The organism is Kitasatospora sp. NPDC054795, assembly GCF_053611565.1.
This window is the reverse complement of sequence record NZ_JBSHAP010000016.1, coordinates 36,185-63,056: the sequence shown is the minus strand read 5'-3', so window position 1 is coordinate 63,056 and position 26,872 is coordinate 36,185. Positions and strand designations below refer to the sequence as shown.

Genomic DNA, 26,872 nt, shown 5'->3' with positions numbered 1-26,872 from the left:
CGCCGACGGATCCGTTTCTCCTCTCACACCAGCTGACCGCCGCCACCGACCGGTGCGGCGGGGACAAGGACGACCATCATGGGTTCCGCCTCCAAGCAGTCCAACAAGCCCGGCGGCAAGCAGGACGGCCTCGACCGCCGCGCCCGGATCGCCGAGCTGCGCGCCGCCGAGCAGCGCCGCGACCGCCGCAACAAGATCGTCGCCTCGGTGGCGGCCGGCGTGCTGGTGATCGGTGCGATCGCCACCGGCACCTGGATCGTCATGGACCAGAACCAGAAGAAGAAGGACAAGGAGACCGCCGCCAGCGCGGACATCCCGGGCGTGAAGACCTTCGGCGAGCTGAGCCGCACCCACGTCAAGGACAAGGTCACCTACCCGATGACTCCGCCGGTCGGCGGCGACCACAACGCGATCTGGCTGGACTGCATGGGCCACGTCTACGACCAGCCGGTCGAGAACGAGCGCGCCGTCCACTCGCTGGAGCACGGCGCCGTCTGGGTGACGTACAACGGCAAGGCCACGCCGGACGACGTCAAGACCCTCTCCGACCGAGTCAAGAAGACCCCGTACTCGCTGATGAGCCCGTACCCGGACGAACAGGGCACCATCACCCTGAACGCCTGGAGCACCCAGCTGACCGTGGACAGCGCCAGCGACCCGCGGGTGGAGCAGTTCTTCACCAAGTACGTCCAGGGCAAGCAGACCCAGGAGCCGGGCGCCTCCTGCACCATGGGGCAGATGTGACCGCCGACGCGGGCCGCCCCGGCGAGGCCGTGACGGCGGACAGCGCGGACGGCGCGGACGGCGCGGACGGCGCGGGCGCCATGGAGGCCGTGGACGCCGCGGCGGACGGCGTCCGGGAGGTGGGGGCCCCGCGCCGCCGCCGCATGTGGTGGCCGGCCGCGCTGGCCGCCACCGTCGCGCTGGCACTCGGGGTGCCGGCCCTGGTGGCGAGCGGGACCTCGGCGTCCGGCTCGTCCACGCTGTCCGTCCCCGCGAACGACTCCCCCGAGGCCGGTTTCGCCCGCGACATGGCGACCCACCACCAGCAGGCCGTGGACCTGTCGTTCGTCGTCCGGGACCGCACCGCCGACGAGCCGACCCGCACCCTGGCCTTCGACATCATCAACACCCAGGCCAACCAGCGCGGGATGATGATGGGCTGGCTCGACCAGTGGGGGCTGCCCCAGCACTCGACCGCCACGCCGATGGCGTGGATGAAGATGGGCCACGAGTACCAGGCCCACGACGGTTCGCTGATGCCGGGCATGGCCACCAACACCCAGATCGCGAAGCTGCGCACGCTCAGCGGGCGGGACGCCGAGGTGTACTACCTCCAGCTGATGATCGAGCACCACAAGGGCGGCGTCGACATGGCCCAGGGCTACGTCGACAAGGCCCAAAACGATGCCGAGAAGCGGCTCGCGCAATCGATGGTGGTCGCCCAGACCTCCGAGCTCCAGCTGATGACCGACATGCTCAAGGAGCGCGGCGCCGAGCCCGGCGTGCCCGCCTCCTGAGTGCTCGTTCCGCGGGCTCGCCCTGCGGCTCGTACGTGTCCCTCGGGTCCGGGTGTCCCCGGGTCCCGCACGTCCTACAGGTCCTACAGGTCCTGCAGGTCCCGCGTGTCCCCGGCCGTCCGCCGTCTTCCCCCCACCCCTCCGGAGAACCCTCGCATGACCCCCGACGCCCCCTGGCTGATCGCCGGCCTGGGCAACCCCGGCCCGTGGTTCCGGCTCACCCGGCACAACGCGGGCTTCCTCGCCGTGGACCGGCTGGCCGAACGGCACGGCGCCCGGTTCCGCCGGCGCGGGATCGCCACCCTGGTGGCCGAGATCGCCGTCGACGGCCACCGGGTGCTGCTGGCCAAGCCGCTGTGGTGGTCCATCAACCTGTCCGGCCGCCCGGTGGCCGCGCTGCTGCGCCGCCACGGCGTCCCGGTCGAGCGGCTGGTGGTGGTGCAGGACGACCTGGACTTCGCCTTCGGCTCCGCCCGGCTCAAGCGCGGCGGCGGCCCCGGCGGCCACAACGGGGTGCGCTCGGTGGGCGAGGTGCTCGGCACCCGGGACTTCGTCAGGCTGCGGTTCGGCATCGGACGTCCACCGAAGGGCCAGAGCGTCGGGGACTTCGTGCTGAAGAAGTTCTCGGAGGATGAACTGGCCGCCATGCCGGGCGAGTTGGACCGCTGCGCGGAAGCTCTGGAGACGCTGGTGCGGCGCGGCCTGAACCGCGCCCAGGACGCCCTGAACGCACCGGGGCCCCCGCACGCCCGTACCGACGCGCGACAGCGGGGCCCCGCGCCCCTCAAGCCCGGACGGGCCGGGTGAGCAGCGCCGCCACCGCGGCGACGGCGGCGAGGACGAGCAATACCGTCCGCCCACCGGACTCGGCGCCCGCCAGGTGGACACCAAGGACGGACAGCGCCATGCCGAGCGCCGTGCCGAGACTGCGGGCCGTGTTCACCATGCCGCCGCCGACCGCCGAGCACTGCGCCGGGATCGCCCGCATCACCAGCGCGTTGTTGGCGGGCAGCAGCAGACCCAGCCCGTAACCGGCGATCAGCAGCGGGGCCACCGCCGCGTCCGAGGCCGGCAGCAGGGCGAACAGCAGCAGCCCGCCGGCCGCGAGCAGCGCACCCCAGCGGCACCTGGTCACGTCCGACCAGCCCCGGGGCAGCAGCCCGCCGCCGACCGTCGCGGCGAACGCGAACCCGGCGGGCAGCAGCGTGATCACCAGGCCCGCGTGGGCCGTCGACACCCCGGCGCCGGTGAGCAGCACCGGGCCCAGCACCAGCGGGCAGAACAGCAGCAGATAGCCGATCAGCCCCACCGCCAGGCCGGAGCGCACGCCCGGGGTGTTGATCAGCCCGGGCGCCAGGATCGGCCGGGCGGCCCGCCGTTCCTGGCGCACCAGTGCCAGGGTCAGGGCGGCGGAGGCGAGCAGCAGGGCTGCCACCGCCCAGCCGGGCAGGGGCAGGCCTGAGGCGGTGGACAGGGCGAGCAGCAGCGAGGTGGTCGCCCCGGTGAGCAGCAGCAGGCCGGGCAGGTCGAAGCGGGCGGCGTCGCCGGTCGCGGTCCGCCGGGTCACGGTCCGGCGGGCATCGTTGCGGTGGGCATCGTTGCGGTGGGCATCGTTTCGACGGCCCTCGGCGCGGTGGGCTTCCCCCCCGGGGGAGTTCGCAGGGCGGGGGCCCGGTACGGCGGCGGGGGCGCCCGCCGCCCGGGTGCGGGGCAGCAGGAACCAGCCGGCCAGGATGCCGAACGCCGCGATCGGCACATTGACCCAGAACACCCAGCGCCACGAGGCGTGCTCGACCAGCAGCCCGCCGAGGCTGGGCCCGAGCGCCAGGCCGAGGCCCTGGGCGGAGGCCTGGATGCCGAGCGCGCGCCGCATCGCGTGCTCGGGGACGCCCCGCGCGACCAGGGCGACGCTGTTGGCCTGCATCATCGCGGCGCCCACCGCCTGGACGGCGCGGCAGCCGACCAGCACCCAGAGCCCGCCGGCGAATCCGGCGCCGAGCGAGGAGAGGCCGAAGACCGCGAAGCCGCCGATGTACATCGTCTTGCGGCCGACCAGGTCCGACAGCCAGCCGATCGGGGCCAGCAGGGCGACCAGGACCAGCAGGTAGGCGAGGGCGACCCACTCGACGGCGGCGAAGCCCGCGTCGAAGTCGCGGCCGATGGCGGGGAAGACCAGGGCGATGACACTGGCGTCCAACTGGCCGAGGAAGGCGCCGAGACAAACCGTGCCGACGGCGAGCCAGTGGGCATGGCGCCAGCCGGCTATGCCGCGCGGCCGGGGCCGCTCGGTGAGCAGCCGCGAGGCGAGGGCGGTGGCGTTCATGAGTACAAATATATCGGATACAGATATGTTCTCTCTACGAGCAGCTCGTTCCACGACAGGATGTGTCCCACGGTACGGACGGTGCCGGACGGACGCCCGCGGCGGGGCCTGCGACAGAGCCGCGACACGGCACGGCCCCGGGGCCCCGACCGGCCGCCGAACCGCCCCGTACCAGGCGATACGCTGTCCGCCATGCCGTCGTCACCACACGTTCCCGACCCCGCCACCGCAGGCCCCGACCCGGCGGTCGAGCACGCCCGGCAGCTGACCGACACCGTCACCCGGCTGCGCCGCGCGCTGCGCAGCAGCATCCGCACCGACTACCCGTGGGAGTCCCTGCCGATGGCGCAGGTCGAACTCCTGCAGACACTGGCCGCCGCGCCGCTGCGGGTCGGCGAGCTGGCCGCACGGCAGCGGCTCGCACCCAACACCGTCAGCGGACTGGTCGGGAAGCTGCTCGACGCCGGCTTCGTGGACCGCCAGGCCGACCCCGGCGACCGCCGCACCGCCCGGATCGCCCTCACCCCGGCCGGCCGGCGACAGCTGGACGACTGGCAGCACGCCCACGAGCGCCGCATCGCCACCGCGCTCGGCACCCTCGACCCCGCCGACCGCGCGGCGGTCGTCAACGCCCTGCCGGGCCTGGAACAGCTCGCCCGCGCCCTCGCACAGCCGGGCACAGGACCCGAGCCGGCACCCGCCCAGGAGCCCGCGGCCGGGTGAAAACCACTGGCCGCCGCGTTCGCCCGCCGCTACCGTCCCCGGCATGACCAGCACAGCGGTACGGATCGAGCCCTGGACGGACGACGACCTCGCGCTGCTGCGCCGGGTCAACACGCCGGAGATGAAGAAGCACGTCGGCGGGCCGGAGAGCGCCGAGCAGCTGCTCGTACGGCACCGGCGCTACCTGGACTTCGTCCCGTCCGGGCTCGGCTGCATGTACCGGATCGTGCTGCTGCCCGAGGGCGAGGCCGTCGGGACGGTCGGCTACGGCACCCGGACGTGGGAGGGCCGGACCGTCCACGAGATGGGGTGGAACGTGCTGCCCGGCTTCCAGGGCCGGGGCATCGCGGTCGCCGCGACCCGCGCGGCGGTCGAGGCCGCCCGCCGCGAGGCCGCCCACCCCCACCTGCACGCCTTCCCCTCGGTGGACAACCCCGCCTCCAACGCGGTCTGCGCGAAGGCCGGCTTCACACTGCTCGGCGAGACGAACTTCGAGTTCCCGCCCGGACGGCTCATGCGCAGCAACAACTGGCGGGTGGAACTGCGGAGTTGAGCGTTCTGCGGTGGGGGGCTCGGTGGTGGCGGGCTCGGCAGGGCTTTCGTGCTTGAAGGTCCGGTGCTTGAAGGTCCGGTGCTTGAAGGTCCGGTGCTCGGGCGTCGGGAGCTCGGACGTCGGGGGCTCGGACCTCGGGGGCTCGGACGTTCGCGGCACCCCGGCGGTCAGAACAGGGTGCCGCTCTCCAGGTCCAGCAGCCAGCGCTTGCGGTCCACGCCGGCGGCGAAGCCGGTGAGCGCACCGCTGGCTCCGAGCACCCGGTGGCAGGGGCGGACGATCAGCAGCGGGTTGGCGCCCACCGCGCCGCCGACCACCCGGACCATGCGCGGCTCCTGCCCGGCCAGCTCGGCGAGTTCGCCGTACGTGACGGTCTTGCCGTACGGGATCTCGTCCAGTGCCGCCCAGATCCTGCGGCGGAACTCGGTGCCCTCGGGCGCGAGCGGGAGGTCGAAGCCGGTGCGCTTGCCGGCGAAGTAGTCGGTCAGCTGGGCCACCGGCTCGGCGAGCGCCTCCGGGTCGAGGACCCAGTCGTCGGCGGGCTCGGCCAGGGCGTACTTCTGGCCGGGCACGGTGACCGTGGCCAGCGCGGCCGGTCCGCCCTCCTCGGGCAGGACGCCGCTGAGCAGCAGCCGACCGAAGGGGCTCTCCATGGTGGTGTAGACGGTGGTGCTCATGCTCGTCCGTTCTCCGTTCCGGTACTGGTGTCGCTGGTGTTGCCGGTGCTGATGCCGGTGTTCGTGGGACTGGTACTCGCGGAGCCGGTGCTCACGGGGCCGGTGCTCACGGGGCCGGTGCTCACGGGGCCGGCCCACAGCCGGTGGACGGCGTAGGAACGCCACGGGGCCCAGGCCTCGGCGGCGCGGTCTGCGGACTTCGGGTCCCCCGCGGCGCCGAGACGGAGCAGGCCGTGCTTGACGCCCACGTCGCTCGGGAGGAAGACATCGGGGTCGGCCATCGCCCGCATCCGCAGGTAGCCGACCGTCCAGGGGCCGATGCCGGGCAGGTCCAGCAGGCCGGCCGCGGCCTCCTCCCGGTCGACCCCGCTGTCGAGCCGGACCACGCCCTCGGCCAGCGCGGCACACAGGCCGGTGAGCGCGCGGCGGCGGGCGACGGGCATCGCGAAGTCCTCCGGATCGGCGGTGGCCAGGGCGGCCGCGGTCGGGAAGAGCAGCCGAAGGCCGCCGCTGGGCTCGGGCAGCGCGGTGCCGTACTTCTCGGCGAGCCGTCCCGCCAGGGTGCGGGCAGCGACGACGCTGATCTGCTGGCCGAGGACGGCGCGGACGGCGAGCTCGTGCGGGTCCACGTGGCCGGGCGAGCGCAGGCCGGGGCGCTCGCGGACCAGCGGGCCGAGCAACGGGTCGGCGCCGAGCTGCTCGTCGACCGCGAGCGGGTCGGCGTCCAGGTCGAAGAGGTTGCGCAGGCGCTGGACGGCGGTCGGCAGGTCGCGCAGGTCGGCGAGCAGCAGGCGGCAGTCGAGCCAGCCGCGGGTGGGCGGCTCGCCCGGCGCCAGGCCGTCGACCTCGGCGATGCCGTGGCCGTACGGGAGCGCGAGGGTACGACGGTACACGCGCACACCGGGCCGCGCGCCGGGGACGACCTCCTCCACGCCGGGGACGGCGCGCAGGGCGAGGAAGTCGATCAAGTGCTCGCTGTCGAGCGCGCCGCGGTAGGCGAGACGCAGGGTGAGGCCGCCGGCCGGGGTCGCGCTGCGGCGGCCGGCGGCGACCTCGGCTCGCAGACCACTGGGAGTGCGGTCGTAGACCTCGCGCACGGTGTCGTTGAACTGGCGGACGGAGGCGAAGCCGGCCGCGAACGCGACATCGGTGACGGGCAGTTCGGTGGTCTGGAGGAGCAGTCGGGCGGTCTGCGCGCGGCGGGCGCGGGCCAGCGCGATCGGGCCGGCGCCGAGCTCGGCGATCAGCTGGCGCTGCAGCTGGCGGGCGCTGTAGCCGAGGCGGCCGGCCAGGCCGGCAACGCCCTCGCGGTCCACCACGCCGTCACCGATCAGGCGCATCGCGCGGCCGACCAGGTCGGCGCGGTGGTTCCACTCGGGCGAGCCCGGCACGGAGTCGGGGCGGCAGCGGCGGCAGGCGCGGAAACCGGCCCCCTGGGCCGCTGCGGCGCTGGGGTAGAAGACGCAGTTGACGCGCTTGGGGGTCACGGCGGGGCAGCTCGGACGGCAGTAGATGCCGGTGGAGGTGACCGCCGTGAAGAAGACCCCATCGAAGCGGGAGTCGCGGCTGTCCACGGCTCGGTACCGGATGTCGTCGTCGATCACGTTGTCCAGTTTGCGGCACTGGGCGGGGGGTGACTGGCGGGAATCGGACATCGCCGTTGATCGCTGCTTCGGGGGCCTCCCCCTCCCCCTCCCCCTCCCCCTCCCACCCGCCACCCGCCACCCGCCACCCGCCACCCGCCATACCGTGAGCCCACGGCTCACGGCCCACAACCCGCAGGCCCACCGCACCGGCCCGGGGCCCTGAAATTCGCGAGCCCGCCGAGCGCCCCGCCGTTACTCTCGCGGCATGAGCGAGCAGCAGCCCTACACCGGCCCGGACGACCCGCGCGTCATCGCCCTGCCCCCGGCAGAGTTCGCCTTCCCCGGCCCTCTGCGGGACCAGCTGGTCGCCGCGATCCTCGACGGTGCCAAGACCAGCACCACCGGCCTGATCGCCGACTACGAGCACGAGAGCGAGCCCCTGCCGCTGCCCGGTGAGCGCTCCGCCGTCCTCGACTCGGACGGCCGCGGGGTCGCCGTGATCGAGACCACGGACGTCCGGGTGGTCCCGCTCGCGGAGGTCGACCTCCAGCACGCCCTGGACGAGGGCGAGGGGTGCACCAGCGTGGCCGAGTGGCGTGCGGTGCACGAGCGGTTCTGGCGCAGCCCGGAGATGCTCGACGCCCTCGATGACCCGGGTTTCACCGTGGACGACACCACTCCGGTGGTCCTGCAGCGCTTCCGCGTGGTGGCGGACCTCCGCTGAGCCGGGCGGGCCCGGCGGGCCCCGGCCGGCGGCCGTTTCGCGGCGGCCGGCCGGTGCCCGGGCTCAGCGCTTCACCGGACCTCCCACGGCTCGCATCGACTTGGTGATCGTCTTCCACTTCTTCAGCCGCGCCTTGGCCACCCGGGCGTCCGTGCGCGAGGCGATCCAGTCGTTCTCGCGCTGGAGCTTGAGGTAGCTGTCCATTCGGCGCTGCGGCAGGGTGCCGTCGGCCAGCGCCGCCTGCACCGCGCAGCCGGGCTCGGTGTGGTGGCCGCAGTCCTGGAAGCGGCACTCCTCGGCCAGCTCGGCTATGTCGGCGAAGGCCAGGTCCACGCCCTCGCCTCCGTAGAGGCCGACCTCGCGCAGCCCGGGGGTGTCGATGAGCACGCCCCCGCCGGACAGCGGGATCAGTTCGCGGGTGGTCGTGGTGTGGCGGCCCTTCTGGTCGACCTCGCGGGCCTCCTGGACGGTCATCACCGCGGAGCCGGCCAGCGCGTTGGTGAGCGTGGACTTGCCGACGCCGGACTGGCCGATCACCGCGGTGGTGCCGGGGGTGCAGGCGCGGAGCACGTCCATGCCCTCGCCGGTCTCGGCGCTCACCACGAGCACCGTGACTCCGGGGGCGACCGCCTCGACGTCGGACCGGATGAAGTCGGCGTCGTCGACGAGGTCGGCCTTGGTGAGGACGACCAGCGGGTCGGCGCCGGACTCCCAGGCCAGGGCGAGGAAGCGCTCGATCCGTCCGAGATCGGGGTCGGTCGCGAGCGAGGAGGCGATCAGCACGGTGTCGACGTTGGCGGCCAGCACCTGGCCGTCGGAGCGCTTGCCGGCCACCTTGCGGATGATCGCGGTGGAGCGCGGCAGCAGCGCGGCGACGGAGGCCATCGGCTGGGCGTACAGGTCGACCGCCGCCCAGTCGCCCGTGCACGGGCAGTTGATCATGTCGGCATCGCCCACCGGCCGGGTGTCGAACCGGACGGTGCGCGGCTCGCCCGTCTCCGGGTCGGCGATGACGGCGTCGCACCGGCCGCGGTCGACCCGGACGATCCGGGCCGGGAGCAGCCCGGCCTCGCCGAACGGGGTGAACAGCTCCGCGAGCTCGGCCGTCCAGCCGTAGCCGGTCAGGGCGGAGGCGTCGGCGGAAGTCGAAGAGGAGGAAGAGGCAGAGGAGGGAGAAGAGAACGACGAAACGGAGGCAGCGTTGAACAACGCAGTGGCCCTTCGGGAGGAGATGATCCCGGCGGGCTACGGCTGGCGCGAAGGGCTCAGCCGGCGGCCGGGAAAAGGAGGTGAACGCGAGTGCTGCCCTGGGCAGCTATCGGGGCGACAACGACCACGGGGTTCACCTCCTGCTCTCTACTCCTCGGGCGGCCCAATGGCCCCCGAACCGGATGTGTCACACGCTAGCGGGGCGGGGGATTGTGGCCAACCTATTTTTGACCTGCGGAAACGCGAGGAAGCGGTCGCCAGAGCGGCCTCTGAGGACCAAAATTGGCCCGCCTTGCAAGGCCAGACGGTGCCCCGCGCCGCCGTCCGCCGCCACGCGCATCCGCCGCGGCTCGACCACCCTCGCCGGGACCCGCGCTACGCCCCGTACCGGTGCTTGAGGTTCGGGTCGTCCAGCCACCACGGCCGCATCCCGGTCTCCTCCTCCTCCTCCGGCCCTCCCCCCGCCCGCGCCCGCGCGGCGGCCGCCGCGAAGCGGGCGTCCAGCTCGGCGTCCACCGCCTCGGTCTCCTCCCGCCCCTGCACCACCATCCGCCGCACCAGCGCGGCCAGGAACGGCAGCCCGACCAGGTCCCCCAGCACCCAGAACGCGTTGCCGCCCCAGGTCTGGTCCTGCGCCGGGCTCGGGCCCCACGGCCGCCCGAGCGCCAGGTAGTAGTGCTCGGCGACCAGGTGCCCGCCGTAGATCAGCACGATCCCGAGCCCCGCGTCGAAGATCACCTCGGCGAAGGTGATGAACAGCCCGACCAGGTGGGGGTACTCGTGCCCGACCGGGTCGAGCTGCAGACGCGGCCAGAAGTAGGCGAGGCCCAGCAGCACCAGTGCCAGGTGCAGCACCACGTTCCCGATCCCGCTGGACACCGACCACTCGTACCAGGGCGTGAAGTAGAGCAGCCACGGCGGCGCCATCAGCAGCGCGGTGGAGACCGCCGGGAACATCAGCACCTTGGACGGGCGGCTGCGCAGCGCCCGCAGGACGCGTTCCCGCCGGGCCGCCGGTGCCGCCTCGACCAGCAGGGAGACCGGTGCGCCGAGCGCGAGCAGCAGCGGAACGACCATCAGCAGCAGCACGACCTGCACGGCCCGGTCGGTGAAGAGGATCCGGTCGTACACACCGAGGCCGGAGCAGGTGCACCAGACCCACAGCAGCAGCCCGCCGAGGAACGCGGCGGTACGGGTGGGCTGCCAGCGCCCGCCGCCGGACCCGGCCGCGCGCCGCCCGTCACCGGCCCCCACGGCCGCCCGGGCACCCACCGCGCGTTCACCTACCGCGCGTTCACCTCCCGCCCGGTTGACCCTGCGCACCGCCGCCAGGTACCAGACACCGAGCAGCACCGACAGCACGAGCACCAGCGGCTCGGCCGTCCAGGAGGTCGCCAGGTCGGACCACCGCCACGGCGGCGGCCCGCTGTAGGCGAGCACCGAGGCGGGACCACCGGTCGGCCCGCCCGACGGCCCGACCGTCGCGCCACCCACCGACCCGACCGCCGCGCCGCCCACCACTGCGTTCATCCGCCCGCTCACCTCGCTCGTCCCGGCGGTCCCCGGCCGGTCGGGCACCCCGCGCCGGGGCTCCCCGGCGCCCGGCCATGATGTCCCCGCGCGACGGCCCCGCCGCACCCGGGGCCCGCCTCTATACCCGGGCCTGAACAAAGCTTTACCGAGCCCCGACAAAGCTATGCCCGGGCAAAGTTCTGCCCTGTTCCCGCTCCTTCCGGCAACCGCGGCGAAGACACAAACGTCTGGCAGGATGCGCCGTCGGCGAGACCCGCCACGTGCTCGACAAGGGGATGACAAGAGGTGCGAACCACTGCACGCGGCGACGGCCGCCGACTCGCGGCGCGCCACCGCAACATCGAACTGGGCCTGCTGGCCCTCGCGGTGGCCGTCTGTCTGGCGGGACACGTCGACGCGAACCTGGCGCTCACCGGCCGGATGCCGCCCGGGCTGCTGGTGCACGGCCTGTCGTTGGGCGCGCTGGCCGGGGCGGCCCACCTGGCGGTGCGCCGGTTCGCCCCGTTCGCCGATCCGCTGATCCTGCCGCTGGGCGTCTTCCTGACCGGCTTCGGGCTGGTGCTGCTGGACCGGCTGGACTTCAGCTACAAGGCCGCGCACGCCGCCAAGGGCGACTACCAGAAGCTCCCGGCCGCGCCCTCCCAGCTGATGTGGGTGTTCATCTCGGTGGCGGTGGCACTCGCGCTGATCGTCCTCGTCAAGCACCACCGCTTCTTCCAGCGCTACGTCTACCTGCTGATGGCGGGTGCGCTGATCCTGCTGGCGGCGCCGGTGTTCTCCCCCGGCGACAGCTTCGGCGCCAAGCGCTGGATCCGGCTGTTCGGGCTCTCCTTCGAGCCGGACGAGTTCGTGAAGGTCGCGATCACGATCTTCTTCGCGGGGTACCTGATGGCTGCCCGGGACGCGCTGGCGCTGGCCGGGCGGAAGGTCTGGGGGCTCACCCTGCCGCGCGGACGGCACGCCGGCCCGGTGCTGGCGATCTGGGTGGTCAGCCTGCTGGTACTGATCTTCGAACGCGACCTGGGCACCTCGCTGATCTTCTTCGGCATCTTCATCGTGATGCTGTACGTGGCGACCGAGCGCACCAGCTGGGTGGTGCTCGGCCTGCTGATGGCGGTCGGCGGCGCGGCGGTGGTCGGCACCGTGGAACCCCACGTGCACGGCCGCGTCGAGGCCTGGCTGCACCCGCTCGACTACTACAAGCCGGTGCACGACAAGGCGATCTCCGAGCAGCCCGCCGAGGCGCTGTTCAGCCTGGGCACCGGGGGCATGACCGGGACCGGCCTGGGCTCGGGACGGCCCTGGCTGATCGGCTTCGCCGGGCGCAGCGACTTCATCTTCACCACCATCGGCGAGGAGCTGGGACTGGCCGGGGCGACCGCGATCCTGCTGGTCTACGTGCTGCTGATCCAGCGCGGTCTGCGCACCGCGATCGGCCTGACCGACCCGTTCGGCAAGCTGCTGGCCACCGGTCTGTCGGCGGCGCTGGCGCTCCAGGTGTTCGTGGTGGTCGGCGGGGTGAGCGGGCTGGTCCCGCTGACCGGCAAGGCCCTGCCGTTCCTGGCCGCCGGCGGTTCGTCGCTGCTGGCGAACTGGCTGATGGTGGCGCTGCTGATCAAGCTGAGCGACTCCTCCGGACGCACCGCCCTGGACCCGCCCCGGCCCTCCCCCGAGCCGCTCCCTGCCCCGGCCCCCACAAACCCGAACCGGACGCACCCGGACCCGCCGGCCCCGACGCACCCGAACCCGTCGGCCCCGTCCCCCGCCGCCCCCGGCACGACCGACCCCTCCGCCGTGACCGAGCTGCGCCCCGCCCACGACCACCCATCGCACCGGGCCGCCACCTGACCCGTCGTCCGCCGGCCCCGCCCGCCCCACGCCCGCCCGAGCGACAGGGCCTCCCCCGCACCCGCGGGAGAGGCCCTGTCCGTTCCTGCCGTTTCGTTCCGCCTACCGCTGGTCCCACGGCGGCCGGGGCGGTCGCGGCGGGTACCCCGGCGGCGGCTGCCCGGGCGGCCCCTGCGGCGGCCCCGAACCGGGCCCGGACACAGGCCCGGACGCAGGCCCGGACGCAGGCCCGGACGCAGGCCCCGACACGGGCCCCGACACGGGCCCGGAAGCAGGTCCGGAAGCAGGTCCCGACGGCGGCCCCGGCGGAGTTCCCGGCCCGCCCCCCTGCGTCGGCCCGGCCGGCCGGTCGCTGTCCGGCGGCGGCGGTCCGGGCCGGTGGTGCGGCCCGCCGCGGGCGGTGAGCCGGCCGCGCACGTTGTCGGCGGCCAGCACGTCGGCCCACCGCTCCGGGTACTCGGAGGGCACCTCGACGTCCTCGCCCTCGTCCTCGCCCCACTCCTCCTCGACTCCCTCGGCGAGCCCGAGCTCGCGGGCGCGCCGGGCCCGTTCGACGGCCCGCCGGGCGGCGACCTCGCGGACCACGGCGGCGGCCGCCTCCTCGTGGGCGCGCTCGTTCTCGGCGCGCGCGTCGGCGGTCTCCAGGGTGGGCCAGCGGCGGTCTATCGCGGCGTTCATCGCGGCGCCGATGAGCACCGCGAGCGCCACCACGAAGATCCACAGCAGCACGGCCACCGGCGCCGCCAGCGAGCCGTACACCGAGGGGCCCTCGACCGAGCTGACCAGGTAGACCCGCAGGCCGACGCTGCAGAAGACCAGCACCACCAGGGCGACCAGGGCGCCGGGGATGTCCTCGCGCCACGGGGTCGAGACCGGGACGGCCAGGTGGTAGAGGGTGGTCAGCGAGACGGTCAGCAGCACGATCGCGACCGGCCAGTAGAGGGCGCCGACCAGCCCGGACACCCCCGGCACCGCGTTCTCCAGCAGCCCCGGACCGACCATCAGCAGCGGCAGCACCAGTGAGCCGATCACCAGGGCGCCGAAGTAGAGGCTGAGCGACATCAGCCGGGTCTTGACGATGCCCCGCTTGCCGTCGAGCCCGTACATGACGGTGATGGTGTCGATGAAGATGTACAGGGCCCTGGAGCCGGACCACAGGGACAGCAGGAAGCCGATCGAGACGAGGTCGGGCCGGGTGCGGTCGAACACCCCGTCCAGCAGCGGGACCACGACCTCGTTGACGGAGGAGTCCGACAGCACCGTTCCGGAGGCCGAGAGGATGCTCTTCTTGAGCCCGGCGATGGTGCCCGCGCCGACGAACTCGTCGAGGTAGCCGAGGGTGCCGGCCAGCCCGAGCAGCAGCGGCGGGATCGACAGCAGGGTGAAGAAGGCCGCCTCCGCGGCGAGCCCGGTGACCCGGTACTCGACGCAGGTGTTGGTGGTGTCCCTGACCAGCTCCCACGCCGTGCGGCGCCAGGTGGCCTGTTTCGCCGCCCGCCGCGCGCCCTTGCCCCTGCGCCGGGAGGGCCGCTCGGCGTTCGGTCTGCTCGTATCGCCTGCTGCTTGCACAGGGCCCACCGTATCGGGCCGGGGCCGCGCGGTTGATCTCCCCGGGGGTACGGGCGCGTGGCCGGACGCCCCGGCGGGGAGCGGCGGGAACGTCCGGATGTCTCGCCTGACGAAACCTCAACGTCCAGTATTCGGATGTTAGTGGACCGCGAGTCCCGCGCCGTGCGAATCTCTTGCCATGTCTAGCGCCGGAACCACCCTAGTAGGCCGACTCCACGTCGACCTCCTTCGCGTGTCCAGCGCCATCTGTCCGGTGACCTGAGCCCGACCCCGCCGCACCACCGCACCCGGCGCCGACCTCCCCCGCAATCCCCGTCGCAGCGGATGCGCAGGCGCCCGCCCGGTCCCGGCCACTGCCCTCAAGGCCTTGAGAAATCCGCAGGTCAGAGCGGCACCGCACGGCCGAGCACGCCCCGCGACCTATTCGGCGCCAGCGCCACCTGCCCCGAAGGACTTCACCATGGCCACCTCCTCCGAGACCGTCGAGCCCACGGCCGACCGCGCCGCCGAGCGCCGCCCCGCAGCGGCCCGCAAGGCGACCCGCCACCGCGGCGAGGGCCAGTGGGGCATGGGCCACTACACCCCTCTGAACGCCAACGAGCAGTTCAAGAAGGACGACGACGGTCTCAATGTGCGGACACGTATTGAGACGATCTACGCGCACCGGGGCTTCGACTCGATCGACCCGGCCGACCTGCGCGGCCGGATGCGCTGGTGGGGGCTCTACACCCAGCGCAAGGAGGGCATCGACGGCGGCAAGACCGCGATCCTGGACCCGCACGAGCTGGACGCCGAGTTCTTCATGCTCCGCGTGCGCATCGACGGCGGCCGGCTGACCGTCCCCCAGCTGCGGGCGATCGCCGAGGTCTCCGAGCAGTACGCCCGCGGCACCGCCGACCTGACCGACCGCCAGAACATCCAGTACCACTGGATCCGGATCGAGGACGTCCCGGCGATCTGGCAGAAGCTGGAGGCCGTCGGCCTGTCCACCACCGAGGCCTGCGGCGACACCCCGCGCGTCATCCTCGGTTCCCCGGTGGCCGGCATCGCCGAGGACGAGATCATCGACGGCACGCCCGCCATCGAGGAGATCCAGCGCCGCTTCATCGGCAACCCGGACTTCTCCAACCTCCCGCGCAAGTTCAAGAGCGCGGTCTCCGGCTCCCCGCTGCTCGACGTCGCGCACGAGATCAACGACGTCTCCTTCGTCGGCGTGGTCCACCCCGAGCACGGCCCCGGCTTCGACCTCTGGGTCGGCGGCGGCCTGTCCACCAACCCCAAGCTGGGCGTGCGGCTGGGCGCGTGGGTCCCGCTGGAGGAGGTCGCCGACGTCTACGGCGGCGTCATCGGCATCTTCCGCGACTACGGCTACCGGCGCCTGCGCAACCGCGCCCGGCTGAAGTTCCTGGTCGCCGACTGGGGCGTGGAGAAGTTCCGCCGGGTGCTGGAGGACGAGTACCTCGAGCGCCCGCTGCTCGACGGCCCCGCCCCGGCCGAGCCCGCCGCCCGCTGGCGCGACCACGTCGGCGTCCACCGGCAGCAGGACGGGAAGTTCTACATCGGCTTCGCGCCGCGCGTCGGCCGGGTCGACGGCAAGCTGCTCGGCCGGATCGCCGACCTCGCCGCCGCCCACGGCAGCGACCGGGTGCGCACCACCGCCGAGCAGAAGATGATCGTCCTCGACATCGCCGAGGAGCACGTCGACTCCGTGGTGGCCGGCCTGGAGGCGCTCGACCTGCGGGTCACCCCCTCGCCGTTCCGCCGCGGCACCATGGCCTGCACCGGCATCGAGTACTGCAAGCTCGCCATCGTCGAGACCAAGGAGCGCGGCCGCACCCTCATCGACGAGCTGGAGCAGCGCCTGCCGGACTTCGCCGAGCCGCTGACCATCAACATCAACGGCTGCCCGAACGCCTGCGCCCGCATCCAGGTCGCCGACATCGGACTCAAGGGCCAGCTCGTCACCGACGAGCACGGCGAGCAGGTCGAGGGCTACCAGGTGCACCTCGGCGGCGCGCTCGGCCTGGAGGCCGGCTTCGGCCGCAAGGTCCGCGGCCTCAAGGTCACCAGCGCGGGCCTGCCCGACTACGTCGAGCGCGTGCTGACCCGCTACCGGGCCGACCGCACCGAGGGCGAGCGCTTCGCCCAGTGGGCGGCCCGGGCGACCGAGGACCAGCTGTCGTGAGCGAGCGAGCGGCCCCTTTCTTCTGCCCCTACTGCGGGGACGAGGACCTGCGCCCCTCCGAGGCCGGGCACGGCGCCTGGGAGTGCCACGGATGCCGCCGCGCCTTCCAGTTGAAGTTCCTCGGCCTGCTGTCACCGACCAACCACGGGGGTACGTCACATGAGCAGCACGGCGACTGACTACGCGTCGTTGGCGGAGAGGGCCGGGCGCGAGTTGGAGGAGGCCTCCGCGCAGGAGGTCCTCGCCTGGGCGGCCGAGACCTTCGGCGGGCGGTTCTGTGTGACCTCCTCGATGGAGGACGCGGTGGTGGCCCATCTGGCGTCCTCGGTGTTCCCGGGGGTGGATGTGGTGTTCCTGGACACCGGGTACCACTTCCCGGAGACCATCGGGACGCGGGACGCGGTGGCCGCGACCATGCCGGTCAACGTCATCACGCTCACCCCGTTGAAGACCGTCGCCGAGCAGGACGCCGAGCACGGGCCGCGGTTGCACGACCGCGACCCGGACCTGTGCTGCTCGCTGCGCAAGGTCGAGCCGCTCGACCGGGGCCTGGCAGGCTACGACGCCTGGGCGACCGGGCTGCGCCGCGACGAGTCCCCGACCCGGGCGAACACCCCGGTGGTGTCCTGGGACCCCAAGCGCCGCAAGGTCAAGATCGCGCCGATCGCCCGCTGGACCCAGCAGGACGTGGACGCCTACGTCGCCGCCCACGGCGTGCTGCTCAACCCGCTGCTGTGGGAGGGCTACACCTCGGTCGGCTGTTCCCCGCTGTCCTGCACCCGCAAGCCCGCCGAGGGCGAGGACGCCCGGGCCGGCCGCTGGTCCGGCTCCGGCAAGACCGAGTGCGGCATCCACCTCTGATTATCCGTCAATTCTCGTGTAAGGAAAGAACCGTGACAGCTGACACCTTGGCCGCCGGCGGAGCCGTAGAGGCGGCCCGCGCGGCCGTTCCCTGCGAGCGCGGCGCCACCGTGTGGCTGACCGGGCTGCCGAGCGCGGGCAAGACCACGCTGGCCCTCGCCCTGGCCGAGCGGCTGCGTGCCGAGGGCCACAAGGTCGAGGTCCTGGACGGCGACGAGATCCGCGAGTTCCTCTCCAAGGGCCTCGGCTTCTCCCGCGAGGACCGCCACACCAACGTCACCCGGATCGGCTTCGTCGCCGAGAAGCTCGCCGCCAACGGCGTCAAGGTCCTGGCCCCGGTGATCGCCCCGTTCGCCGACTCCCGCGCCGCGGTGCGCGAACGGCACGCGGCCGCCGGCACCGAGTTCCTGGAGATCCACGTCGCCACCCCGGTCGAACTGTGCGCCGAACGCGACGTCAAGGGCCTCTACGCCCGGCAGGCCGCCGGCGAGATCACCGGCCTGACCGGCGTGGACGACCCGTACGAGGCCCCGGAGCGGCCGGAGCTGCGTCTGCAGACCCGGGGCCGCGAGGTCGCCGAGTCCGCCGCCGAACTGCACGCCTTCCTGACCGAACGGGGCCTGGCATGACCACCGTGACCGACACCTCGGTCCGCACGGACGACAACCCCTTCGCGCTGTCCCACCTGGACGCGCTGGAGGCCGAGTCGGTGCACATCTTCCGCGAGGTCGCGGGGGAGTTCGAACGCCCGGTGATCCTCTTCTCCGGCGGCAAGGACTCCATCGTCATGCTGCACCTCGCGCTCAAGGCCTTCGCCCCCGCGCCGGTGCCGTTCTCGCTGCTGCACGTCGACACCGGGCACAACTTCCCCGAGGTCATCGACTACCGCGACCGCGTCGCCGCACGGCACAACCTGCGCCTGCACGTCGCCCACGTCCAGGACTTCATCGACCGCGGCGTGCTGCGCGAGCGCCCCGACGGCACCCGCAACCCGCTGCAGACCGTCCCGCTCCTCGACGCGATCGGGACGGGCCGCTTCGACGCCGTGTTCGGCGGCGGCCGCCGCGACGAGGAGAAGGCCCGCGCCAAGGAGCGCGTCTTCTCGCTGCGCGACGAGTTCGGCGCCTGGGACCCGCGCCGCCAGCGCCCCGAACTCTGGTCCCTCTACAACGGCCGCCACGCCGTCGGCGAGCACGTGCGCGTCTTCCCGCTGTCCAACTGGACCGAACTCGACGTGTGGCAGTACATCGAGCGCGAGGGCATCGAGCTCCCCGAGATCTACTACGCCCACGAACGCGACGTCTTCACCCGCTCCGGCATGTGGCTGACCGCCGGCGACTGGGGCGGCCCCCGGGAGGACGAGCCCGTGCAGCGGCGCCTGGTGCGCTACCGCACCGTCGGCGACATGTCCTGCACCGGCGCCGTCGACTCCGACGCCACCACCATCGAGGCCGTCATCACCGAGATCGCCGCCAGCCGCCTCACCGAGCGCGGCGCCACCCGCGCCGACGACAAGCTGTCCGAGGCCGCGATGGAAGACCGCAAGCGCGAAGGGTACTTCTAGACATGAGCACTGCGACCCCGGAAGCCACCGGCGTCCAGCACACCGCCGCCGCCACTTCGCTGCTGCGTTTCGCCACCGCCGGCTCCGTCGACGACGGCAAGTCCACCCTCGTCGGGCGCCTGCTGCACGACTCCAAGTCCGTCCTCGCCGACCAGCTGGAGGCCGTCGAGCACGCCTCCCGCAGCCGCGGCAAGGACACGCCCGACCTCGCGCTGCTCACCGACGGCCTGCGCGCCGAGCGCGAGCAGGGCATCACCATCGACGTCGCCTACCGCTACTTCGCCACCCCCCGGCGGCGGTTCATCCTCGCCGACACCCCCGGCCACGTGCAGTACACCCGCAACATGGTCACCGGCGCCTCCACCGCCGAACTCGCCGTCGTCCTCGTCGACGCCCGCAACGGCGTCGTCGAGCAGACCCGCCGGCACGCGGCCGTCGCCGCGCTGCTGCGCGTGCCGCACGTCGTCCTGGCCGTCAACAAGATGGACCTCGTCGACCACGCCGAACCCGTCTTCGCACGGATCGCCGCCGAGTTCACCGCCTACGCCGCCTCCCTCGGCGTCACCGACGTCCTCGCCGTCCCCATCTCCGCCCTCGCCGGCGACAACGTCGTCGAACCGTCCTCGCACATGGACTGGTACGGCGGCCCCACCCTCCTCGAACACCTGGAGACGGTGCCGGTCGGCAGCGACCCGAGCGCCGAGCCGGCCCGCTTCCCCGTCCAGTACGTCATCCGCCCCCAGACCGAGGAACACCCCGACTACCGCGGCTACGCCGGCCAGCTGGCCTCCGGCGTCCTGCGCGTCGGCGACGAGGTCACCGTCCAGCCCTCCGGCCACACCACCACCATCACCGGCATCGACGCCCTCGGCCGCCCGACGGACATCGCCTGGGCGCCGCAGTCCGTGACCGTCCGCCTCGCCGACGACCTCGACATCTCCCGCGGCGACCTCATCGCCGCGGGAGCCGCCCCCACGCCCACCAAGGACATCGAGGCCACCGTCAGCCACCTGAACGAGCGGCCGCTGCGCGCCGGCGACAAGGTGCTGCTCAAGCACACCACCCGCACGGTGCGGGCGCTCGTCAAGGCGATCACCTACCGCATCGACATCGACACCCTCGAACAGCGCTCCGGCGCCGACGGGTTGAACGTCAACGACATCGGCCACGTGGTCCTGCGCACCGCCGAGCCGCTGGCACTCGACGACTACACCACCAACCGCCGCACCGGATCCTTCCTCCTCATCGACCCGGCCGACGGCGCCACCCTCACCGCCGGCATGGCGGGCGAAGCCTTCGACACCGTACGCGCCACGGACACCACAGAGGAGGACTGGGTCTGATGCCCAGCGAGGCGTTCTCGGGCATGGACAAGGAAGGCGGCCGCATCGGCAGCGGCGTCCTCGGCAGCGGCCAGGGCGGCCTGACGCGATGTGCGGGCCGACAGGGCTGAGAACGCCCTGTCACCGGGCTGTCCTTCCCCCACAGCCGCCCGGCTTGCCCCGGCACCCCGCTGCCGCAGCGCCACCTTCCGATCGTCCGTCCCGGACCGCTTCCTGACGGTCCGTCCGCGAACAGGACTCCACCATGGCACCGAACCCGACGCCTTCGCATACCCGCCTTCGCCCCAACGCCGGCCGGATCAGACGCACCGCCGCGACCGCCGTTGCCGGCCTGACCGCCGCCGCCCTGCTCTCCGCCTGCAGCTACGGCTCCAAGGCCGACGACAAGGCCAACACCGCCGCCACCGCGGCCGGTTCGGCCACCGGCGCGAAGCTGTCCGCGGACACCGTGAAGATCGGCTACTTCTCCAACCTCACCCACGGCACCCCGCTGGTCGGCCTCCAGGAGGGGCTGTTCCAGAAGGAGCTCGGCGCCACCCAGATCAAGACCCAGGTCTTCAACGCGGGCCCGGCCGAGATCGAGGCACTGAACGCCGGCTCCATCGACATCGGCTGGATCGGCCCCTCCCCCGCGATCAACGGCTACACCAAGTCGGACGGCCAGTCCCTGAAGATCATCGGCGGTTCCGCCTCCGGCGGCGTCAAGCTGGTCGTCAACCCCGACAAGGTCTCCTCGCTGGACGACCTCAAGGGCAAGAAGATCGCCACCCCGCAGCTGGGCAACACCCAGGACGTGGCACTGCTCAACTACCTGGCGGGCAAGGGCTTCAAGGTCGACGCGGCCTCCGGCGCGGGCGACGTCTCGGTGGTGCGCACCGACAACAAGGTCACCCCCGACGCCTACAAGCAGGGCTCCATAGACGGCGCCTGGGTGCCCGAGCCCACGGCCTCCAAGCTCGTCACCCTCGGCGCGAAGGTCCTGCTCAACGAGAAGGACGTCTGGCCGGACAAGAAGTTCGTGATCACCAACATCATCGTCTCGCAGAAGTTCCTCAAGGAGCACCCGGACGTGGTGGAAGCCGTCCTGCGCGGCTCGGTGAACACCAACGCCTTCATCAAGGCCAACCCGGACAAGGCCAAGGCCGACGCCAACGAGGCCATCAAGAAGGAGGCCGGCAACGCGCTGGAGCCGGCGATCCTCGACCCGGCCTGGGCCGACATCGACTTCCTGGACGACCCGCTGGCGAGCACCCTGCAGTCCGAGGCCGACCACGCCGTCACCGCCGGGCTCCTCAAGAAGCCCAACCTGAACGGCATCTACGACCTCACCCTGCTGAACAAGGTCCTCGCGGCCAAGGGCCAGCCCGCCGTGGCGGACGCCGGACTCGGCTCCAAGTAACTCCGAGGTCCGGCCCCGCCCTCCCGGTCGATCCCCGATCGATGCCCACCGCCGCGGGCGGGGCCCGGACCCCGGCTCCGACTCTCCCGCCAGCCCGACCACTGACGCAGGAGGTGCCCGGATGACCCCGGCACTGACCACCTCGGCCGACCCCACCGACGCGGCCGCCCTCGCCGCGGCCGACGGCACGCCCGCCGTCCGCATCTCGCACGTGCACAAGTCCTTCGGCCGCGGGAGCGCGAGCACCCACGTCCTGGACGACATCACCCTCGACGTCGCGCCCGGCGAGTTCGTCACGCTGCTCGGCGCCTCGGGCTGCGGCAAGTCCACCCTGCTCAACCTCGTCGCCGGTCTCGACGCACCCACCGCCGGCGACATCCAGGTGCCCGGCGGCCGCCCCGCCCTCATGTTCCAGGAGCACGCCCTCTTCCCCTGGCTCACCGCCGGCAGGAACATCGAACTCGCCCTCAAGCTCGCCGGCGTCCCCCGCCCCGAACGCCGCACCGAGGCCGAACGCCTCCTCGAACTCGTCCGCCTCGACGGCGCTCACGGCAAGCGGGTCCACGAACTCTCCGGCGGCATGCGCCAGCGCGTCGCCATGGCCCGCGCCCTCGCCCAGGGCAGCCAGGTGCTGCTGATGGACGAACCCTTCGCCGCCCTCGACGCCATCACCCGCGACGTCCTCCACGACGAGATCACCCGCATCTGGGCCGAACGGCAACTCACCGTCCTCTTCGTCACCCACAACGTCCGCGAAGCCGTCCGCCTCGCCCAGCGCGTCGTCCTGCTCTCCTCCCGCCCCGGCCGCGTCGCCCGCCAATGGCGGATCGACCTGCCCCAGCCGCGCCGCATCGAATCCGCCGGCGTCGCCGACCTGTCCATCGAGATCACCGAAGAACTGCGTGGGGAGATCCGTCGCCATGGCCAGCACTGACACCACCCCTGTCCTGGAGAAGAACGACAGGGTCCCGCAGGGCGCGAGCGACACCGCCGGCGTCGGCGCGGGCCTGGACGCCCTGGACACCGTCACCGCGCAGCGCGGCTCGCTCGGTGAGGTGTTGCGGAGCAAGGCGTTGCCGCCGCTGGTCGGTGTGCTCGTCGTCCTCGCGCTGTGGCAGGGGGCGTACAGCCTGGAACTGACCTCCGCCTACAAGCTGCCCAGCCCCGCCGACGTGTGGCGCTCCGCCCAGGACCTCTGGTACCAGGGCACGCTGTTCTCGATCATCTGGACCAGCGTGTGGCGCGGCCTGTCCGGGTTCCTCCTCGCCGTGGTCATCGGCACCCCGATCGGCCTGGTCGTCGCCCGCATCAGACCGGTGCGCACCGCCATCGGCCCGGTCCTGCAGGGCCTGCAGTCCCTGCCCTCCGTCGCCTGGGTGCCCGCCGCCGTCATCTGGCTCGGCATCAACGACTCCATGATGTACGCCGTCATCCTGCTCGGCGCCGTCCCCTCCATCGCCAACGGCCTGGTGGCCGGCATCGACCAGGTGCCCCCGCTGTTCCTGCGCGCCGGACGCACCCTCGGCGCCACCGGCCTCAACGGCGCCCGCCACGTCCTGGTCCCCGCCGCCCTGCCCGGCTACCTCGCCGGCCTCAAACAGGGCTGGGCCTTCTCCTGGCGCTCCCTGATGGCCGCCGAACTCGTCGCCTCCTCCCCCGATCTCGGCCGCGGCCTCGGCCGGTTCCTGGAGGACCAGCGCGAATTCTCCGACATGTCCGGCGTCCTCCTCGGCATCATCCTCATCCTCTTCGTCGGCATCGCCATCGAACTCCTCGTCTTCACCCCCGTCGAACGCCGCGTCCTGCGCAACCGCGGCCTCCTCACCACGAGCAAGTGAGGCACCGCTGATGCCCGCCCTCCTCCTGATCGCCCACGGCAGCCGCGACCCGCGCCACGCCGCGACGGTGGCCGCGCTCGTGGAGGAGGTGCGGGCGCAGCGGGCCGGCATCGAGGTCGCCACCGCCTATCTGGACCACTGCGCGCCGCGGATCCCGCAGGTGGTCGGGCGGCTGGCGGACGCGGTAGCGGTGCCGCTGCTGCTCAACCGGGCGTTCCACGCCAAGCACGACATCCCGGCCGCGCTGCGCGCCGCCGGCTCCCGGCTGCCGGTCGCGGACGTGCTCGGCCCCTCGCCCCTGCTGCTCGCCGCCCTGGACCGCCGCCTCGCCGAGGCCGCTCCGGCGCTCGGCTCGCCCGCCGTCCGGGCCCGTACCGGCGTCGTGCTGGCGGCGGCCGGCTCCTCGGACCCGGCCGCCGACGCCGCGACCCGCGCGGTCGCCGCCGAGTGGCGCCGTACCCGGGGCTGGGCCGCCGTCGAGGTCGCGTACGCCTCCGCCGCGGGCCCGCGTGTCCCCGACGCCCTCGCCGCCCTGCGCGCCGCGGGCTCCGAGCACACCGCCGTCGCGCCCTACCTGCTGGCTCCGGGCCTGCTCCCCGACCGCATCGCGGCCGCCGCCGAGGAGGCCGGGGCGGATGTGCTGGCTCCGGTCCTCGGCCCGTCCCCCGAGGTGGCGGCCCTCCTCCTGCAGCGCCACGACGAGGCCCTGCGGGCCGCCGAAGCGGCCCCGGCCCTCACCGCCTGAGCCTCACGAAGCCTTGCGGTGCTGGTACTCGGCGACCGCGGCGGTGATCACGCTGAGCGGCACCGGCTCGTCGACGTCGGCGATGGCGGCCTCGATCCACTCCCGCATGATCGCCGTCGGCTTCAGCCCCCGCTCCCGCGCACGGCGCCGAACCTCGTCCATCACCGGTTTGGGCAGCCGCAGCGAGGTGGTGATCATCACCGACTCGGCCGCCACCGGCTCTCCCGGCTCGGCGCTCATGATCTCGTCCTCGCTCAGCTCGTGCGTCTCGTAGTACTCGGCGATCGCTTCGAGGTCCGCACCGTTGTCAGTCATCCGTCACCTTCAACTCGTCCGTTTGAGGAACAAGCGCCTCTCGGCGGCTGTCATGTCGCGGGCCGTGGCGCAGTACCACGCCGACGGCACCGCCGCGCTCCGCGCCAACAGCACCAACAGGTACCGCCCGGGCCGCGTCACGCCGTGGCACAGGGTCGTCCCCTGACGGCCGCCCGAGAACCAGTGAGGGCGGCAGAACACGACGTCCTCGACCTCCTCCGGATCCACTCCGTGCCTGGCGATGTGCTCCTCGGAGCGCTCGGTCCAGTAGATCTCACTATGCACGAGCAGCAGCGTGTTGCAAACGCATTGCACGGCTCAAGCCGCCGTCACTCGGGCGAGTGACGGCGGCCGGGAGCAGCGACGGCGCGCGCCGCACGGGCCGCACGCCGTCGCGGCCGCCGGCACCCGGGTGACACCCGGCGCAGGGTGAAGGTGTCCGTCGGGTGCCCGGCGTTGGCCTCGGCGAGGCCGCCGGCGAGCCGGTAGAGGCTGCCTGCCGGGCCGCCGACCAGCGCGGTGGGGGTGGGGTCGGCCGAGGGGCGGACGGCGGCGAGGCGGGCGGTGCGTCAGTGGTCCTCGGAGCGCAACTCGACCTCGGCGTCCCGTCCCGCGCCGAAGAAGGCGTTGGTGACGCCCGCGATCGAGCCGTCCGGGCGGCCGAGCAGGCCGTCCAGGTGGAGCAGCGCCTGCCCGCCGGCCACCTCGACGCGCCGCAGCGCGGCCGGGTTCCCCGACGGGACCTGCCACAGGGTGCCGTCGTCCCACTTGCCGAGGATCAGCCGGCCGTCCCGGTGGACGATGCCGTTGAGGCCGTACGCGCCGGGGGCGGGGGCCAGTCGCGGGTCGCGCAGCAGGACGGCGGCGCTGCCGTCCGGGGCGACCCGGTAGACGACGGGGGCGAAGGAGTCGGTGACGTACGCGGTGCCGTCGGGGCCGATCGCGATGTCGTTGGCCAGGTGGCCGGCGCCGTCGGCGGCGACCGCCGCGAGGTCGGTGCAGAAGAGGCGCCGGCCGGTGTCCAGGTCGTAGGCGCCGATCCCGGCGACCTTGCCCAGGGTGGCGGTGGTGCTGCGCTCGCCGATGCCGTTGTCGAGGTTGGCGACCAGGACGCGGCGGTGGACCGGGTCGATCCGCAGGCCGGCGGTCTCGATCAGGGTGCCGGGGTCGTCCACCAGGGTGCGCACACCGGCGTCGGTGCCGACGGCGGAGACGGTGCCGTGCCGCAGCGAGCCGAGCAGGAAGCGGTGGTGGGCGGCGTCCCAGTCGCCCGACTCGGGGACGAGGCCGGGCGCGCGGCCCCGGCAACGACGGTGGCCCCGGCCCCGGTGTAGCGCGGACAGCGGTCCGCCGCCCCCCCCCGGCGCGGGGGCGGCGGACCGGGAGCGGCGGACCGGGGACGGCCGTCAGACCGGGAGGTTCCACTTCTGGTTGGCGGCGCCGTTGCAGTCCCAGATGCCGAGCTGGTTGCCGTTCTCGGTGGCGAAACCGAGGTCGTCCAGGCAGCGGCCGGACTGCGGGTTGAGCAGCGAGCCGTCGGCCCGGGCCTGCCACTGCTGGGCGCCGGTGCCGTTGCAGTCCCAGATCTGCACCTTGGTGCCGTTGCCGGTGTTGCCGCCCGACACGTCCAGGCACTTGCCGAGCGCGCGGATCGTGCCGTCGACGCCGATCCGCCACTTCTGCGCGACCGAGCCGTTGCAGTCGTAGATCTGGACGGCGGTGCCGTTGCCGAGGTTGGCGCCCCGCACGTCGACGCACTTGTTGACGTAGCCGGTGATCTGGCCGGTCGGGCCGGCCGGCGGCGCGGCGCCGAGGACGACGCGCGGGAACATCACGGAGTCGCCGATCATGCAGGAGGCGGACACGGTGCCGTCGCCCATCCCCAGGCCGCCGATGGCCGGGCGGGAGAACTGCACGGTGTGGGTGGAGTTCCAGTAGAGGCAGTTGGCGGTCACGGTCCAGGTCTGCATCGGGTCGAGGCCGCTACAGCTGCCGACGGCGTTCCAGGCGGAGGTGTAGGCGGCGCAGGCGGGGGCGGCCTGGGCGGCGGTGGCCGGTGCCACCACGGCGGCGGCCCCGGCGAGCAGGGCGGTGGTCAGCAGGGCGGAGGTTCGGCGCATGGGAGGGTCGTCCTTCCGAATCGGGGAATCACGTCGACTCACCGCCCACGCCCCGTCGGTGACGGTGCGTCGGATGTGTGGGCCGCGTGAAAGACTCGGGGGTGCGCGGTCGGCCGTCAACCGGCAGGTCACCGGCAGCTGCCGGGTGCGGTGGGGCTGAGCAGGGACGTTGTCCCGGGCGGCAGTTTCGCCGGGTCCGCACGGCCGCGCCGTCGAGGGGCGCGGAAGCGGGGACGT

Annotated in this window: 28 protein-coding genes; 18 read left to right on the top strand and 10 right to left on the bottom strand. The window is 73.2% G+C overall.

The annotated features are described in order from the left end of the window. Positions 1–78 precede the first annotated feature (78 nt). The 3 genes from ACWGJO_RS08500 (at position 79) to pth (ending at position 2,327) form a co-directional block, all read left to right on the top strand. Positions 79–744 carry a DUF3105 domain-containing protein gene (locus tag ACWGJO_RS08500; RefSeq protein ID WP_380547876.1) on the top strand — a complete coding sequence of 222 codons (666 nt, stop codon included), beginning with the start codon at positions 79–81 and terminating at the stop codon, positions 742–744. After that, positions 741–1,520: a DUF305 domain-containing protein gene (locus ACWGJO_RS08495; RefSeq protein WP_452182756.1), complete on the top strand. Its 780-nt coding sequence runs from the start codon at positions 741–743 to the stop codon at positions 1,518–1,520. Before ACWGJO_RS08500 ends, ACWGJO_RS08495 begins: the two co-directional genes overlap by 4 nt. 156 nt (positions 1,521–1,676) lie before the next feature. After that, positions 1,677–2,327, top strand: coding sequence for an aminoacyl-tRNA hydrolase (gene pth, locus ACWGJO_RS08490; RefSeq protein ID WP_452182755.1), 651 nt, complete (start codon positions 1,677–1,679; stop codon positions 2,325–2,327). On the opposite strand, the gene ACWGJO_RS08485 is transcribed toward pth, so the two are convergent. Next, the gene (locus ACWGJO_RS08485) at positions 2,305–3,843 is read right to left on the bottom strand and encodes an MFS transporter (protein WP_452182754.1); all 1,539 of its coding nucleotides are present in this window, start codon (positions 3,841–3,843) and stop codon (positions 2,305–2,307) included. The two genes, pth and ACWGJO_RS08485, sit on opposite strands and share 23 nt — an antisense overlap. 192 nt (positions 3,844–4,035) lie before the next feature. On the opposite strand from ACWGJO_RS08485, the gene ACWGJO_RS08480 reads away from it, so the two are divergent. Further along, the gene (locus tag ACWGJO_RS08480) at positions 4,036–4,566 is read left to right on the top strand and encodes a MarR family winged helix-turn-helix transcriptional regulator (protein ID WP_452182753.1); all 531 of its coding nucleotides are present in this window, start codon (positions 4,036–4,038) and stop codon (positions 4,564–4,566) included. Between the two features lie 43 nt (positions 4,567–4,609). Next, entirely contained in the window at positions 4,610–5,119 is a 510-nt protein-coding gene (locus ACWGJO_RS08475; protein ID WP_452182752.1) for a GNAT family N-acetyltransferase, read from the top strand. Positions 5,120–5,286: 167 nt separating this feature from the next. Here the strand turns inward: ACWGJO_RS08475 and ACWGJO_RS08470 are convergent, their stop codons facing one another. Together ACWGJO_RS08470 and ACWGJO_RS08465 are read right to left on the bottom strand one after the other, a co-directional pair. Then, on the bottom strand, positions 5,287–5,796 hold the full coding sequence (locus tag ACWGJO_RS08470) for a methylated-DNA--[protein]-cysteine S-methyltransferase (RefSeq protein WP_452182751.1): 510 nt from the start codon (positions 5,794–5,796) through the stop codon (positions 5,287–5,289). Next, complete coding sequence (locus ACWGJO_RS08465; RefSeq protein ID WP_452182749.1) at positions 5,793–7,451, bottom strand: DNA-3-methyladenine glycosylase 2 family protein; 1,659 nt, start codon at positions 7,449–7,451, stop codon at positions 5,793–5,795. Before ACWGJO_RS08465 ends, ACWGJO_RS08470 begins: the two co-directional genes overlap by 4 nt. A gap of 196 nt (positions 7,452–7,647) precedes the next feature. Here ACWGJO_RS08465 and ACWGJO_RS08460 point away from each other — a divergent pair, with 196 nt between their 5' ends. Then, positions 7,648–8,106: an ASCH domain-containing protein gene (locus ACWGJO_RS08460; protein WP_452182748.1), complete on the top strand. Its 459-nt coding sequence runs from the start codon at positions 7,648–7,650 to the stop codon at positions 8,104–8,106. Between the two features lie 63 nt (positions 8,107–8,169). On the opposite strand, the gene rsgA is transcribed toward ACWGJO_RS08460, so the two are convergent. Together rsgA and ACWGJO_RS08450 are read right to left on the bottom strand one after the other, a co-directional pair. After that, positions 8,170–9,315 (bottom strand): ribosome small subunit-dependent GTPase A, encoded by a 1,146-nt coding sequence (gene rsgA, locus ACWGJO_RS08455; RefSeq protein ID WP_452182747.1) that lies wholly within the window; start codon positions 9,313–9,315, stop codon positions 8,170–8,172. A 375-nt stretch (positions 9,316–9,690) separates the two neighbouring features. Continuing rightward, positions 9,691–10,845: a cytochrome c oxidase assembly protein gene (locus ACWGJO_RS08450; protein WP_452182746.1), complete on the bottom strand. Its 1,155-nt coding sequence runs from the start codon at positions 10,843–10,845 to the stop codon at positions 9,691–9,693. Between the two features lie 288 nt (positions 10,846–11,133). On the opposite strand from ACWGJO_RS08450, the gene ACWGJO_RS08445 reads away from it, so the two are divergent. Further along, the gene (locus ACWGJO_RS08445) at positions 11,134–12,696 is read left to right on the top strand and encodes an FtsW/RodA/SpoVE family cell cycle protein (protein ID WP_452182745.1); all 1,563 of its coding nucleotides are present in this window, start codon (positions 11,134–11,136) and stop codon (positions 12,694–12,696) included. A 102-nt stretch (positions 12,697–12,798) separates the two neighbouring features. On the opposite strand, the gene ACWGJO_RS08440 is transcribed toward ACWGJO_RS08445, so the two are convergent. Beyond that, entirely contained in the window at positions 12,799–14,265 is a 1,467-nt protein-coding gene (locus ACWGJO_RS08440; RefSeq protein WP_452182743.1) for a YihY/virulence factor BrkB family protein, read from the bottom strand. Between the two features lie 178 nt (positions 14,266–14,443). Between ACWGJO_RS08440 and ACWGJO_RS08435 the strand changes: the two genes are divergently transcribed. The 11 genes from ACWGJO_RS08435 to ACWGJO_RS08385 all read left to right on the top strand — a co-directional run bounded on the left by ACWGJO_RS08435 (position 14,444) and on the right by ACWGJO_RS08385 (position 24,200). Then, a complete protein-coding gene (locus ACWGJO_RS08435; RefSeq protein WP_318264789.1) occupies positions 14,444–14,527 on the top strand; it encodes a putative leader peptide in 84 nt (27 codons plus the stop codon). A gap of 198 nt (positions 14,528–14,725) precedes the next feature. Next, entirely contained in the window at positions 14,726–16,450 is a 1,725-nt protein-coding gene (locus ACWGJO_RS08430) for a nitrite/sulfite reductase (RefSeq protein ID WP_452182742.1), read from the top strand. Next, complete coding sequence (locus tag ACWGJO_RS08425; RefSeq protein ID WP_452182741.1) at positions 16,447–16,629, top strand: hypothetical protein; 183 nt, start codon at positions 16,447–16,449, stop codon at positions 16,627–16,629. Before ACWGJO_RS08430 ends, ACWGJO_RS08425 begins: the two co-directional genes overlap by 4 nt. Next, positions 16,610–17,311 carry a phosphoadenylyl-sulfate reductase gene (locus ACWGJO_RS08420; RefSeq protein WP_452182740.1) on the top strand — a complete coding sequence of 234 codons (702 nt, stop codon included), beginning with the start codon at positions 16,610–16,612 and terminating at the stop codon, positions 17,309–17,311. The genes ACWGJO_RS08425 and ACWGJO_RS08420 overlap by 20 nt, the downstream gene beginning before the upstream one ends. A gap of 47 nt (positions 17,312–17,358) precedes the next feature. Continuing rightward, on the top strand, positions 17,359–17,940 hold the full coding sequence (gene cysC, locus ACWGJO_RS08415) for an adenylyl-sulfate kinase (RefSeq protein ID WP_452182787.1): 582 nt from the start codon (positions 17,359–17,361) through the stop codon (positions 17,938–17,940). After that, complete coding sequence (gene cysD / locus ACWGJO_RS08410) at positions 17,937–18,875, top strand: sulfate adenylyltransferase subunit CysD (RefSeq protein WP_452182738.1); 939 nt, start codon at positions 17,937–17,939, stop codon at positions 18,873–18,875. Before cysC ends, cysD begins: the two co-directional genes overlap by 4 nt. Positions 18,876–18,877: 2 nt before the next feature. Continuing rightward, entirely contained in the window at positions 18,878–20,218 is a 1,341-nt protein-coding gene (locus tag ACWGJO_RS08405; RefSeq protein ID WP_452182737.1) for a sulfate adenylyltransferase subunit 1, read from the top strand. A 244-nt stretch (positions 20,219–20,462) separates the two neighbouring features. Beyond that, the gene (locus tag ACWGJO_RS08400; RefSeq protein ID WP_452182736.1) at positions 20,463–21,617 is read left to right on the top strand and encodes an aliphatic sulfonate ABC transporter substrate-binding protein; all 1,155 of its coding nucleotides are present in this window, start codon (positions 20,463–20,465) and stop codon (positions 21,615–21,617) included. Between the two features lie 121 nt (positions 21,618–21,738). Beyond that, complete coding sequence (locus ACWGJO_RS08395) at positions 21,739–22,551, top strand: ABC transporter ATP-binding protein (RefSeq protein ID WP_452182735.1); 813 nt, start codon at positions 21,739–21,741, stop codon at positions 22,549–22,551. Further along, a complete protein-coding gene (locus tag ACWGJO_RS08390; RefSeq protein WP_452182734.1) occupies positions 22,538–23,455 on the top strand; it encodes an ABC transporter permease in 918 nt (305 codons plus the stop codon). The genes ACWGJO_RS08395 and ACWGJO_RS08390 overlap by 14 nt, the downstream gene beginning before the upstream one ends. Positions 23,456–23,465: 10 nt before the next feature. Next, positions 23,466–24,200 carry a sirohydrochlorin chelatase gene (locus tag ACWGJO_RS08385; RefSeq protein WP_452182733.1) on the top strand — a complete coding sequence of 245 codons (735 nt, stop codon included), beginning with the start codon at positions 23,466–23,468 and terminating at the stop codon, positions 24,198–24,200. A 3-nt stretch (positions 24,201–24,203) separates the two neighbouring features. On the opposite strand, the gene ACWGJO_RS08380 is transcribed toward ACWGJO_RS08385, so the two are convergent. The 4 genes from ACWGJO_RS08380 to ACWGJO_RS08365 form a co-directional block, all read right to left on the bottom strand. Continuing rightward, on the bottom strand, positions 24,204–24,515 hold the full coding sequence (locus ACWGJO_RS08380) for a hypothetical protein (protein WP_387693326.1): 312 nt from the start codon (positions 24,513–24,515) through the stop codon (positions 24,204–24,206). A 9-nt stretch (positions 24,516–24,524) separates the two neighbouring features. After that, positions 24,525–24,800 (bottom strand): hypothetical protein, encoded by a 276-nt coding sequence (locus tag ACWGJO_RS08375; RefSeq protein ID WP_452182732.1) that lies wholly within the window; start codon positions 24,798–24,800, stop codon positions 24,525–24,527. A 284-nt stretch (positions 24,801–25,084) separates the two neighbouring features. Then, a complete protein-coding gene (locus ACWGJO_RS08370; RefSeq protein ID WP_452182731.1) occupies positions 25,085–25,702 on the bottom strand; it encodes a hypothetical protein in 618 nt (205 codons plus the stop codon). A 219-nt stretch (positions 25,703–25,921) separates the two neighbouring features. After that, positions 25,922–26,635, bottom strand: a complete 714-nt coding sequence (locus tag ACWGJO_RS08365) for a ricin-type beta-trefoil lectin domain protein (RefSeq protein ID WP_387693330.1) — start codon at positions 26,633–26,635, stop codon at positions 25,922–25,924. Positions 26,636–26,872 lie beyond the last annotated feature (237 nt).

What these genes read in the sequence shown, in the direction of transcription:
- ACWGJO_RS08500 (WP_380547876.1), top strand. Translation starts at nt 79, where the DNA reads ATGGGTTCCGCCTCCAAGCAGTCCAACAAGCCCGGCGGCAAGCAGGAC.
- pth (WP_452182755.1), top strand. Translation starts at nt 1,677, where the DNA reads ATGACCCCCGACGCCCCCTGGCTGATCGCCGGCCTGGGCAACCCCGGC.
- ACWGJO_RS08485 (WP_452182754.1), bottom strand. Translation starts at nt 3,843, where the DNA reads ATGAACGCCACCGCCCTCGCCTCGCGGCTGCTCACCGAGCGGCCCCGG.
- ACWGJO_RS08480 (WP_452182753.1), top strand. Translation starts at nt 4,036, where the DNA reads ATGCCGTCGTCACCACACGTTCCCGACCCCGCCACCGCAGGCCCCGAC.
- ACWGJO_RS08475 (WP_452182752.1), top strand. Translation starts at nt 4,610, where the DNA reads ATGACCAGCACAGCGGTACGGATCGAGCCCTGGACGGACGACGACCTC.
- ACWGJO_RS08470 (WP_452182751.1), bottom strand. Translation starts at nt 5,796, where the DNA reads ATGAGCACCACCGTCTACACCACCATGGAGAGCCCCTTCGGTCGGCTG.
- ACWGJO_RS08465 (WP_452182749.1), bottom strand. Translation starts at nt 7,451, where the DNA reads ATGTCCGATTCCCGCCAGTCACCCCCCGCCCAGTGCCGCAAACTGGAC.
- ACWGJO_RS08460 (WP_452182748.1), top strand. Translation starts at nt 7,648, where the DNA reads ATGAGCGAGCAGCAGCCCTACACCGGCCCGGACGACCCGCGCGTCATC.
- ACWGJO_RS08450 (WP_452182746.1), bottom strand. Translation starts at nt 10,845, where the DNA reads ATGAACGCAGTGGTGGGCGGCGCGGCGGTCGGGTCGGTGGGTGGCGCG.
- ACWGJO_RS08435 (WP_318264789.1), top strand. Translation starts at nt 14,444, where the DNA reads ATGTCTAGCGCCGGAACCACCCTAGTAGGCCGACTCCACGTCGACCTC.
- ACWGJO_RS08430 (WP_452182742.1), top strand. Translation starts at nt 14,726, where the DNA reads ATGGCCACCTCCTCCGAGACCGTCGAGCCCACGGCCGACCGCGCCGCC.
- ACWGJO_RS08420 (WP_452182740.1), top strand. Translation starts at nt 16,610, where the DNA reads ATGAGCAGCACGGCGACTGACTACGCGTCGTTGGCGGAGAGGGCCGGG.
- cysD (WP_452182738.1), top strand. Translation starts at nt 17,937, where the DNA reads ATGACCACCGTGACCGACACCTCGGTCCGCACGGACGACAACCCCTTC.
- ACWGJO_RS08405 (WP_452182737.1), top strand. Translation starts at nt 18,878, where the DNA reads ATGAGCACTGCGACCCCGGAAGCCACCGGCGTCCAGCACACCGCCGCC.
- ACWGJO_RS08400 (WP_452182736.1), top strand. Translation starts at nt 20,463, where the DNA reads ATGGCACCGAACCCGACGCCTTCGCATACCCGCCTTCGCCCCAACGCC.
- ACWGJO_RS08395 (WP_452182735.1), top strand. Translation starts at nt 21,739, where the DNA reads ATGACCCCGGCACTGACCACCTCGGCCGACCCCACCGACGCGGCCGCC.
- ACWGJO_RS08390 (WP_452182734.1), top strand. Translation starts at nt 22,538, where the DNA reads ATGGCCAGCACTGACACCACCCCTGTCCTGGAGAAGAACGACAGGGTC.
- ACWGJO_RS08385 (WP_452182733.1), top strand. Translation starts at nt 23,466, where the DNA reads ATGCCCGCCCTCCTCCTGATCGCCCACGGCAGCCGCGACCCGCGCCAC.
- ACWGJO_RS08380 (WP_387693326.1), bottom strand. Translation starts at nt 24,515, where the DNA reads ATGACTGACAACGGTGCGGACCTCGAAGCGATCGCCGAGTACTACGAG.
- ACWGJO_RS08365 (WP_387693330.1), bottom strand. Translation starts at nt 26,635, where the DNA reads ATGCGCCGAACCTCCGCCCTGCTGACCACCGCCCTGCTCGCCGGGGCC.